9 protein-coding genes and 1 pseudogene are annotated in these 11,252 nt (G+C 63.3%); all 10 read left to right on the forward strand.

Going from position 1 to position 11,252, the window contains the following annotated elements:
• Positions 1-369, forward strand: a pseudogene (locus DY926_RS08615) (energy transducer TonB); the annotation flags it as partial.
• Between the two features lie 33 nt (positions 370-402).
• Positions 403-1,776 carry a Tol-Pal system beta propeller repeat protein TolB gene (gene tolB, locus DY926_RS08620; protein ID WP_116703005.1) on the forward strand — a complete coding sequence of 458 codons (1,374 nt, stop codon included), beginning with the start codon at positions 403-405 and terminating at the stop codon, positions 1,774-1,776.
• A gap of 248 nt (positions 1,777-2,024) precedes the next feature.
• Positions 2,025-2,495 (forward strand): peptidoglycan-associated lipoprotein Pal, encoded by a 471-nt coding sequence (pal, locus tag DY926_RS08625; protein ID WP_116702998.1) that lies wholly within the window; start codon positions 2,025-2,027, stop codon positions 2,493-2,495.
• Positions 2,496-2,611: 116 nt separating this feature from the next.
• Entirely contained in the window at positions 2,612-3,370 is a 759-nt protein-coding gene (locus tag DY926_RS08630; RefSeq protein ID WP_116702999.1) for a tol-pal system YbgF family protein, read from the forward strand.
• A 62-nt stretch (positions 3,371-3,432) separates the two neighbouring features.
• Positions 3,433-4,659 (forward strand): tRNA lysidine(34) synthetase TilS, encoded by a 1,227-nt coding sequence (gene tilS / locus DY926_RS08635; RefSeq protein ID WP_116703006.1) that lies wholly within the window; start codon positions 3,433-3,435, stop codon positions 4,657-4,659.
• A gap of 133 nt (positions 4,660-4,792) precedes the next feature.
• Entirely contained in the window at positions 4,793-6,724 is a 1,932-nt protein-coding gene (gene ftsH, locus DY926_RS08640; protein ID WP_116703000.1) for an ATP-dependent zinc metalloprotease FtsH, read from the forward strand.
• Between the two features lie 97 nt (positions 6,725-6,821).
• A complete protein-coding gene (gene folP / locus DY926_RS08645) occupies positions 6,822-7,859 on the forward strand; it encodes a dihydropteroate synthase (protein WP_116703001.1) in 1,038 nt (345 codons plus the stop codon).
• Between the two features lie 51 nt (positions 7,860-7,910).
• Positions 7,911-9,269, forward strand: a complete 1,359-nt coding sequence (gene glmM / locus DY926_RS08650) for a phosphoglucosamine mutase (protein ID WP_116703002.1) — start codon at positions 7,911-7,913, stop codon at positions 9,267-9,269.
• Between the two features lie 3 nt (positions 9,270-9,272).
• Positions 9,273-10,076 carry a bifunctional hydroxymethylpyrimidine kinase/phosphomethylpyrimidine kinase gene (gene thiD, locus DY926_RS08655; RefSeq protein WP_116703003.1) on the forward strand — a complete coding sequence of 268 codons (804 nt, stop codon included), beginning with the start codon at positions 9,273-9,275 and terminating at the stop codon, positions 10,074-10,076.
• A 137-nt stretch (positions 10,077-10,213) separates the two neighbouring features.
• Positions 10,214-10,939 (forward strand): response regulator transcription factor, encoded by a 726-nt coding sequence (locus tag DY926_RS08660; protein ID WP_116703004.1) that lies wholly within the window; start codon positions 10,214-10,216, stop codon positions 10,937-10,939.
• Positions 10,940-11,252 lie beyond the last annotated feature (313 nt).

Here is an 11,252-nt window from a genome sequence, read left to right on the forward strand (position 1 = left end):
CCCAACCCGGTGCAGGGTGGTGCGCCCGATGGTGGGGGTTCGCCCGATGGGGATATTACCAGCGCGCTCAGTGCGACCGAGCAGAAGGCGATCGGCAATTCCGTGCGCCGCTGCTACACGGAAGATACGGCCGCGCGTAATTATGCCCAGTTCGTGGCGCATCTGGTCGTGACGGTGGATGGCACCGGCACGGCACGACTGGTGGATTTTGCACCGCAGACACAAGCACAGGTGGACTCCGACCCCTCCTACCGTGCGCTGGCGGAACGCGCGCGTGACGCGGTGCTCAGCCCGACCTGCGCCAAGCTGCCCATTCCGCAGAACCTGCTGGGCCAGACCAGGCAACTGAAATTCGTATTCCGTCCCTGAGAATTGAAGCGGGATGAAGGCGAGGAGAAGAAAATGACGTCAAGCGTAAAGCCACTGATCCCCGATGATGACGCCGCGCGGCTTGCGGCGGCGTTTGGCCGGCGTGGTTTCATGGCCGGGGGCGTGGCTGGCGGCCTAGCGGCCACACCGCTGTTCGCCCCGGGCCATGCGCATGCCCAGGCCGCGGCCCCCGGCGCGGAGGAGATCACGGTCGATCAGGCCCGGACCGCGCCCATTCCCATCGTCCTGCCCTCGCTGGGCACGGGTGTCGCCCAGCAGATCACGGACGTCATTTCCGCCGATCTGGGCAATAGCGGCCTGTTCCGCCCCATCAGCGCCACCATGCCGCAGGGCACCCCCGATTTCCCGACCTTCAAGGCCATGGGCGCGCGCGCGGTCATGACCGGCCGGGTCATGGATCAGGGCAGTTCCCTGCGCGTGGAATTCCGCCTGTGGGACGTGCCGACCGGCACCCAGATACAGGGCACGGCCTATACCGCCGCCGCGCAGGACTGGCGCCGTATCGCGCATATCATTGCCGATGTGATCTATGGCCGCCTGCTGGGTGAGCAGGGATATTTCAACTCCCGCATCGCCTATATCGCCCGTTCCGGCCCGCGTTCGCACCAGGTCACGCGGCTTGCCATCATGGATCAGGACGGGGCGGACAGCCGCTACCTGACCAATGGGCAGTGGCTGACTCTGATGCCGCGTTTCAACCCGTCCAACAGTGAACTGGCATTCCTGTCCTACGCCAATTACCGGCCGCGTGTTTACCTGTTCAACCTCAGCACGGGCCAGCAGCGCATCCTGGGTGATTTCTCGGGCATTTCCTTCGCGCCGCGCTTCTCGCCTGACGGGAGTTCGGTGGTGCTGTCGGTCACCCGTGGGGGTGGGTCCGATATTTACGTGGTCGATCTGGCCACCATGGCGCGGCGCCAGCTGACGGCTTCGGGTGCGATTGACACCAGCCCGTCCTTCAGCCCCGACGGGTCGCAGATCGTCTTCAACTCGGACCGTGGCGGTGCGCCGCAGCTCTATATCATGAGTGCCTCGGGCGGGGATGCGAAGCGGATTTCCTACGGGCACGGCAACTATGGCTCCCCCGTCTGGTCGCCGCGCGGGGACCTGATCGCGTTCGCGCGTATTGCCAATGGCAGCTTCTCGCTGGGTGTCATGGCGCCTGACGGCACGGGTGAGCGTATCCTGACGGAAGGCTTTACCGTGGAAAGCCCGTCCTTCTGCCCCAATGGACGTGTCCTGGCCTTCTGCCGGCAGAGTTCGGGAGGCAGTAATGGTGCCGGATTTGCAACAGGTATCAGCACAATCGACATCACCGGCTTCCACGAGCGCGCCCTGCCGGCGGGCAGCGCGTCGGACCCGGCGTGGTCGCCGCTGAATAAGTAAATTATTTCAATATATTGGACGGATACTGTTTCGGCACCTAACTGGTTATCAAATAGCCGGTATGTGTTTGTCCAACATTGACGGAAACCGGATTTAAAAGCTAATCTGACAACGGTTTCCAGCGATCGCGAGTCTCTGTTTTTACAGCTGTTAGGCAGGACGTAACGAGACTCGGGGCCGTTCCATATTTAAATCCGGAAATTCAACAACTGGTTTCAACGCAAGAAACCGATCCAGGATCAAAAGTAATGAAACTGAAGCTTTTTGGCGCGGTTGGCATGGCCCTCCTTCTGGCGGCCTGTTCCGATCATGCGAACAAGAATGTGAACACGGGCGCCGCCACGCAGCAGGTTGGTCCTGCGCCGGGCAGCGAAGCTGACCTGGTGGCGACGGCTGGGGACCGTGTCCTGTTCGCGTTCGACAAGAGCGGCCTGTCCGACGACGCGAAGGCGACGCTGGACAAGCAGGCGGCCTGGCTGGCCAAGTACCCGCAGGTGCATGTGCAGATCGCCGGTAACTGCGATGATCGCGGCACCGAGGAATACAACATCGCACTGGGTGAGCGCCGCGCCAACGCCGCGCACGACTACCTGGTGGCCAAGGGTGTTGATGCCTCGCGCCTGACGACCATCTCCTACGGCAAGGACCGCCCCACGGCCCCTGGCGATGATGAATCGGCATGGTCCCAGAACCGTAACGCCATCACGGCGGTGCAGTAAGCTTCTGGCCACGTCCTCCATGGCGTGACTGTGAGTGTATGAAACCGGTCGGGCGCTTATCGCCCGGCCGGTTTTGTTTTAGGTATGCCTGCGTAGTTTGCAGAAGGGTCTGGTCCATGCGGTCTGTGTTGTCATGTTTCCTTTCGGTTGCGTCCTCTCCCCGCCGGTGGGGCAGGGTGGCCATGCTGGCGGGTGGGGTATCGCTGGCCTGCCTCGGCGGTGCGCATGCCGATGATGACAGCGGCAACCTGACGCTGCAGTTGCTGGACCGGGTCAACACGCTTGAACAGCAGGTGCGTGACATGCGTGGTGAGATCGACCAGCTCAACAATCAGGTCCAGCAGCAGACCGCGACCATGAGCAAACAGATTGATGACATGAACTTCGCCATGCAGCATGGCCACGGGGCGGCTCCGGCCGCAGCAGCCGCCACGGCCAGCGCAGCACCTGCGGCGGCGGCCAAGGGGGCTGCGGCCCCGGCGGCGACGAAACGCTCGGCTGATGATCTGCTGAAGGCCGGGAACGACGCGCTGCTGCAGCATGACTACACGACCGCGCAGGCCAGTGCCCAGCAGGTGCTCTCCGGCCCCAAGGGGCCGAAACAGGTTGATGCGCAGTACCTGCTGGCCCAGTCCCTTGCAGGGCAGAAGCAGTATCGCCAGTCCGCCCTTGCTTATTATGACGCCTATAACCGCGCGCCCCATGGCGCGCATGCGCCCAGCGCGCTGCTTGGTGTTGCGGCCACCCTGCTGGCGCTGAATGACCGGACATCCGCCTGTCAGGCGCTGGACAAGCTCTCCAGTGAGTTTCCCACTCCCGCCGACCGCATCAAATCCGCCGAGCAGGTCTATCGCAAGCGCGCCAAGTGTAGCTGAGGCCCGGATTGCCGCGCGTGAGCGGGAGCAATCCGGTCAGCCTGCCTGATTTCGCCACCATCATGGCGCGGCTGGGCCCATGGCCGGGGCCGGGCCTGCCGGTGGCCATTGCGGTATCGGGTGGCGCGGACAGCATGGCGCTGGCCTGTCTTGCCCGGCAGTGGCGGCAGGATGTGGTGGCTCTGGTGGTCGATCATGGGCTGCGGGCTGAATCCCGGCGCGAGGCTGAGGAAACGCTCACCCGCCTCGCGGCGCTGGGCGTACCGGGCCGCCTTCTGACCCTTGAGGGGCTGGAGCGTGGGCCGCGCATGGCGGAACGTGCCCGGCGCATGCGCTATCAGGCCCTGTTCGCCGCATGTCGGGATATTGGCGCGCTTGACCTGCTGGTGGCCCACCATGCAGGCGATCAGGCAGAAACAGTCATGATGCGCAGCCGTGCGGCCAGCGGTGATGACGGACTGGCCGCCATGGCGCTGGTCACGCCGGTTGCCGATGTCCGTATCGTCCGGCCCCTGCTGGCATTTTCCAAGGCCTCCCTTTACGCCACGGTGCGCGCGGCAGGCATTGCATGGGTGGAAGATCCGTCCAATGCTGACCTGCGCACCGAACGCGCCCGCGCGCGCCAGGCGCTGGCGTGCGATGGGGAACTTGATGCCCGCCTGCGGGCCGGGGCCATGCAGGCCGGTACCGCGCGCATGGCGCAGGACCATGATGATACCCGCTGGCTGGCCGCCCATGCCCGCTATCATGCCGGGGGCTGGGTCGTGCTGCCTGCCGGTCCCGTGCCGCCACGGGTGCTTGCGGCATTGATCCGGGTGATCGGCGGGCGTGACTATCCCCCGCGCCGTGATAGTGTGGCGGCATTGGCCCATGGTTCGAAGGCCGCGACGCTGGCGGGTGCGCGGATCATGCCATGGCGTGACGGGCAGTGGCTCGTGGCGCGGGAGGAAGCGGCCGTCGCCCCACCCATGCCCGCCCGTTCCGGCGCGGTGTGGGACCGCCGCTTCGTGCTGCATGCACGCGGCCTGCCGCCACGGTGGCGTATCGGGGCGGCAGGGCCGGTGGCGGCATGGTGGCCCGCCGGGCGGGGCCGGTCGGTCTGGCCTGCCTGCGTGCTGCGCACATTACCGGCGTTATGGTCTGGAAACGAGGTCATGTCCGTACCACATATGGGCCTGTACCGTCATGACGCGGCGGGGGATGCGGTGTTCATGAACCAGCCGCCCCATCCGGTGCTGTCCGGTGCGCTGTTTGGTGGTGACGGCGGCCAGCAGCAGGTCAGGCTTTAATAAAAGGTAATGGATTGGGGGTGTGAATATCCCTTGATCGTCCTATGTATGATAAACGTAGTGAACGTGGCGTCTGTTCGTCTGCCCGCTGTCGGGTGATGCGAAGGGGCCAGCGGATGGAACAGTAGGCAAGATGAACAATTTCGGCCGGAACCTGGCCCTGTGGGTTATCATCATCGTCCTGTTGCTGCTGCTGTTTAACGTTTTCCAGCCGGGAAGCGTGCAGCACGCATCGCAGCAACTGGCATATTCCGATTTCATCGGGGACGTGAACAGCGGGCATGTCCGGTCGGTTGTGGTGCAGGATCATAACATTACCGGCACGCTGACGGATGGCACCTCGTTCGACACCTATGCCCCGCAGGATCCGACCCTGATCCCGCGCCTGACGGAAAAGGGGGTGGAGGTCGCGGCCAAGCCGCTGGAAAGCGACACCAACCCGATCCTGCGCTACCTGATCAATTACGCGCCGCTGCTGCTGATGGTGGGTGCATGGATCTTCATCATGCGCCAGATGCAGTCCGGCGGTGGCCGGGCCATGGGCTTTGGCAAGTCGCGTGCCCGCATGCTGACCGAAAAGCAGGGCCGCGTGACGTTTGACGACGTGGCCGGCATTGATGAAGCCAAGGGCGAATTGCAGGAAATCGTGGACTTCCTGCGTGACCCGCAGAAGTTCACCCGCCTTGGCGGCAAGATCCCCAAGGGCGTGCTGCTGGTCGGCCCCCCCGGCACGGGTAAGACCCTGCTGGCGCGTGCCATCGCGGGGGAGGCGAACGTACCGTTCTTCACCATCTCCGGTTCCGACTTTGTGGAAATGTTCGTGGGTGTCGGTGCGTCGCGTGTCCGTGACATGTTCGAACAGGGCAAGAAGGCCGCACCCTGCATCATCTTCATTGACGAAATCGACGCGGTCGGCCGTCATCGTGGCGCGGGCCTGGGCGGTGGCAATGACGAGCGTGAGCAGACCCTGAACCAGATGCTGGTCGAGATGGACGGTTTTGACAGCAATGAGGGCGTGATCCTGATTGCCGCGACCAACCGCCCCGACGTGCTGGACCCCGCCCTGCTGCGCCCCGGCCGTTTCGACCGTCAGGTGGTCGTGCCCAACCCCGATGTGGCGGGCCGTGAAAAGATCCTGCGTGTGCATATGCGCAAGGTGCCGCTGGCGTCCGATGTGGACCCCAAGGTCATTGCCCGTGGCACGCCCGGCTTCTCGGGTGCGGATCTGGCCAACCTTGTCAATGAGGCCGCGCTGATGGCCGCCCGCCTTGGCAAGCGCACCGTCGCGATGCTGGAGTTCGAGAACGCCAAGGACAAGGTGATGATGGGGGCCGAGCGGCGTTCCCTCGTCATGACCGAGGACGAGAAGAAAATGACCGCCTACCATGAAGGTGGTCACGCTCTGGTCGGTATCCTCACGCCCGGTTCCGACCCCGTGCACAAGGCAACCATCATACCGCGCGGCCGTGCGCTGGGCATGGTGATGAGCCTGCCGGAGAAGGATCGTTATTCGGAAAGCCGTTCGTGGTGCATTGGCAAGCTGACGCTGGCCATGGGTGGCCGCGCGGCGGAGGAAATCATCTTTGGCCCCGACAACGTCTCGACCGGCGCATCGGGCGATATCAAAATGGCGACCGACGTTGCGCGCCGCATGGTGACCGAATGGGGCATGAGCGAAAAGCTCGGCATGGTGGCCTATGGCGGGAACGGGCAGGAAGTGTTCCTTGGCCACAGTGTCACGCAGAACAAGAACGTGTCCGAGGAAACCGCCCGCGAGATTGATAACGAGGTCCGCAAGTTGATTGATGCGGCGTATGACCGGGCGCGCACCCTGCTGCTGGATCATATCGACCAGTTGCATCGCCTGGGCTCGGCGCTGCTGGAATACGAAACCCTGACGGGCGAGGAAATCCGTCAGGTCCTGCGTGGCGAGAAGATCGAGCGTGTGGTGGTGGATGACCCGATGCCGGAAAACCGGCGTCCGTCCGTGCCGCCTTCGGCACCTTCCGCGCCGGTGGCACCGCTTCCCTCGCCCGAAGGGGGGAATGTCGCCCCGGCTGGCTAGTCCTTGCTGCCGGGAATGGGAAAACATGGCGGGGTGGCTTTCAGGCTGCCCCGCCATGTCTGTATCTGGGGCATGGGAAAAACGGTACGGATGAAGAATGGATAACCGGCTGATTGAGCCCCTCGGCCTGCTGCACGGGGCCGCGGCGCGGCAGGCTGTCGCGACGGGGGCCGCGCTGTGGCTGGCCGGTGGGCCTTATGCCTTCGCGCTGGCCAGACTGTTTGGCGGGGATGAGCGTGGCCGGATCGTGCCGGTTACGGCCATTCCGCCCCAATGGCATGATGTGGCGCAGCGGGTCAGCGCGCCCGTGCCGGATGCGGGCCTGCCACCTGATGCGCAGGTCATGGGTATCATCAATGTCACGCCGGACAGCTTCAGCGATGGCGGGCGGCATTATGACGTGCAGGCCGCGCTTGATTCCATACAGGCGATGCATGCGGCCGGGTGCCGGCTGGTGGATATTGGCGGTGAAAGCACCCGCCCCGGCGCGCCCGCCGTCTCGGCCGGGGAGGAATGGCGGCGCATCGGGCCGGTTATCCGTGCCATGCGCGCCTGCACCACGCTGGATGACATGCGGATTTCCGTTGATACCCGGCAAGCGATGGTCATGGACCACGCATTGATGGCCGGGGCCGATCTCATCAACGATGTCTCTGCCCTGACATATGACCCCCATGCGCGCGCGGTCGTGGCGCGGCATGGCTGCCCGGTCGTGCTCATGCACATGCGCGGCACCCCGGCGACCATGGGCCAGCATGCGGTTTATGAGGACGTTGCGGTGGACGTAACGCGCGAACTGGGCCAGCGCGTGGCGGAAGCCGTGGCGGCGGGCATCGCGCCCGCGCGCATACTGGTTGACCCGGGCATAGGCTTTGCCAAGACCATGGCGGGCAATCTGGAGCTGCTGGCGCGCCTGCCGCTGCTGGCCAACCTTGGCTGCCGGGTGCTGCTGGGCGTTTCACGCAAGCGGATGATTGGTGAAATCTGCCATGAACCCGATGCCTCGCGCCGTGATCCGGGCACCATCGCGGCCAGCCTGCCAGGAATGGTTTTTTCTGGAACCGTATTACGGGTTCACAACGTTCCTGCCATGATACAGGCGCTGCGTGTCCGCCAGGGACTGGATCGGGCATGACAGGTAAGGTAGGTCGTGTAAGACGAGAACGCATCCGGAGACCCCCCAGTAATGGTAAAAAAAAGAAAGCTGTTCGGCACTGATGGAATCCGGGGGACCGCCAACCGTTTTCCCATGACTGTCGAAGTGGCGCAGAAGCTGGGGCAGGCCGCCGGGCTGCATTTCAGGCAGGGCGCGCGCCGCCATAGCGTGCTGCTGGGCAAGGATACGCGGCTGTCGGGCTACATGATCGAATGTGCGCTTGTGTCCGGCTTCCTGTCCGCCGGGATGGATGTGACGCTGGTGGGGCCGATGCCCACGCCCGCCATCGCCATGCTGACCCGCTCGCTGCGGGCGGATCTGGGGGTAATGATCTCGGCCTCCCACAACCCGTATGGTGATAACGGCATCAAGCTGTTCGGTCCCGACGGGTTCAAGCTTTCGGATGAGACGGAAGCCGGGATCGAGGCGGCCATGAATTCGGACCTGACCGACCTGCTGGCCGCACCCGACCATATTGGCCGTGCCTCCCGTCTGAACGATGCGGCGGGCCGGTATGTGGAAAGCGCCAAATCATCTTTCCCCCGTGGCCTGCGGCTGGACGGGCTGCGCATCGTCATCGACTGCGCCAACGGGGCGGCCTACCGCGTTGCCCCCACCGCGCTGTGGGAGCTTGGGGCGGAAGTGGTGCGCATTGGCTGCGACCCCAATGGCGTCAACATCAACGAAGGCTGTGGTTCCACCCGGCCGGAGGCCCTGTGCGCGGCGGTGCTGCACCACCGGGCCGATATCGGCATTGCCCTGGATGGGGATGCCGACCGGGTGCTGATTTCCGATGAAAAGGGCCGTCTGGTCGATGGTGACCAGATCCTCGCCCTTATTTCCAAATCATGGGCGCGGCAGGGGCGGCTTTCGGGGCGGCATATCGTGGCTACGGTCATGTCGAATATGGGGCTGGAGCGGTACCTGGAATCACAGGGGCTGGAACTGGTGCGTACGGCTGTGGGCGACCGCTACGTGGTTGAGAAGATGCGTGAACTCGGTGCGAATATCGGGGGGGAACAGTCGGGGCATATGGTGCTGTCCGATTTCGCCACCACGGGGGATGGCCTGATCGCGGCCCTGCAGGTCCTGGCTGAAGTGGTGGAGACAGGACGCCCCGCCAGCGAGGTCTGCACCCTGTTCCAGCCATATCCACAATTATTGCGCAATATCCGTTTCGCGGGGAAAAGCCCGCTGCATGACCCGCAGGTGCAGGACGCCCGCCGCGCGGTCGAGGCGCGGCTGGGCGCGCGCGGTCGCCTGCTGCTGCGTGAGAGTGGCACCGAGCCGCTGGTCCGCGTCATGGCGGAGGCCGAGGATGAAGCGGTGGTAAAGGAAGTGGTCGAGACCATGTGCGAGTCCATCAACGCAATTCAGATGGCGGACTGAGCCATGCGCGGGCGTATTCTTATCATGGCCGGCAGCGACAGCGGTGGCGGCGCGGGTATTCAGGCGGATATCAAGACCGTCACCATGCTGGGCGGCTTCGCCATGACGGCGGTCACGGCACTTACGGCGCAGAATACCCTGGGCGTGCTGGATGTCATGCCGGTCCCGCCAGCCTTTGTGGTGACGCAGATGCGCTGCGTGATGGATGACCTGGGGGTGGATGCCTTCAAGAGCGGTATGCTGGACCAGCCGGAGGTGATCGAGGCGATAGCCGGTGTGCTGCGCACCGTGCCCGATATTCCCTATGTGCTGGACCCGGTCATGGTGGCGAAAGGGGGGGCGGCACTGCTGCATGACAGCGCGCTGGCCACGCTGCGCACGAATTTGTTACCACTTGCGTCCGTCCTCACCCCAAATTTACCGGAAGCCGAAGCCCTTCTCGGGCGTTCAATCTCCAGGCGTGACGATATGCGCGCAGCGGCGCTTGATCTTCTGGCGCTCGGGCCACGTGCGGTGCTGCTCAAGGGTGGCCACATGGTGGGGGATGAACTGGTGGACGTGCTCGTGACGCGGGACGGGGAAACGGAGGAATTCGTGACCCGCCGCATCCATAGCCGGCATACGCATGGGACCGGCTGCACGCTGGCCAGTGCGATCGCCACCGGGCTGGGGCAGGGGATGGGACTGCGCGATGCGGTCATGCGCGGGCGGGCCTATGTGCAGGCGGCCATTGCGGCAGCCCCCGGTTATGGCGCGGGCGCGGGACCACTTGACCATGGTGTCGATGCCGGCCGGTGGAATAGTTAATTATCCCCTAAAAGCTCCGGGATTTCGGATGCATAAAATTCATGAGCCAACCGTAATATATGGTCAACTTTAGGTTGTTCATTGTTACCAATACACCTATAGGTAGATGAAGTGTAAATATCTACTGGATGGTCGTTATGCGGATTTTGCTAGTTGAGCCTAATGCCCGAAAAGCCCAGGAGACCACCCGGCATATGGAAAGGGCCGGGTTCACAGTAGATCATGTCGATACGGGACATGATGCGGTGGGAATGTTAAAATCCTATAACTATGACCTGGCTGTCATGGACATATGCCTGCCGGACATGGATGGCTATGAGGTCATCCGTACCAGCCGGGTGGCGCGGCTGCCCACGCCGGTCCTGATCCTGTCGGACGAAAATGCCCCCACGGCCAAGGTGAAGGCATTTTCGACCGGGGCGGATGACTATGTGACCCGGCCCTATGAATCCATGGAACTGACCGCGCGGATGCAGGCGATCGTCCGCCGTTCGAAGGGGTATAGCGAACCGACCCTGCGCGCGGGGCCGCTGGAACTGTGCCTCGACAGCCGTGAAGTCAGGGTCAGGGGCAGCAGCGTGCATCTGACTGGCAAGGAATATGTCATCCTTGAGCTGCTCCTGCTGCGCAAGGGCATGGTGCTGACCAAGGATGCGTTCCTCAACCACCTGTATGGTGGCATGGATGAACCGGAAATGAAGATCATTGACGTATTCATCTGCAAGCTGCGCAAGAAACTGCAACTTGCGGGGGCGGGTCAGCTTATCTCCACCGTATGGGGGCAGGGATATGTCCTGCGTGATGAGAACAGTTCCTTTACCATGCCCGCCAGCGAATCGGCCATTCATGTAAGGACGGGCTGAATACACGCCACGGCGTATCCGTTACTGCCCCGTGCTGTCCCGCCATCCATCATGGCGGGTTACGGCGGGGGTTTTAAAGACCGTTGCCGATCATCACAGCAGATACAGGTTTCAAAAGAAAATGGCAGGCTCTCCAAACCGGAAAGCCTGCCAAGTTTTTAAAGTGATGATTCGATGTGCGATGCCCCCATCGCGTTACTTTTATCGCACTGGTCCCCCTTGCGCGAACATGAGATAAATCAAACTTCGGCAGGATAATGCGGAGTTTTTCCTGTCACATCTTTATTCCGTTCCCGTGATGGGACAGGATGCC

The organism is Komagataeibacter melaceti, assembly GCF_003403295.1.
GTDB lineage: Bacteria > Pseudomonadota > Alphaproteobacteria > Acetobacterales > Acetobacteraceae > Komagataeibacter > Komagataeibacter melaceti.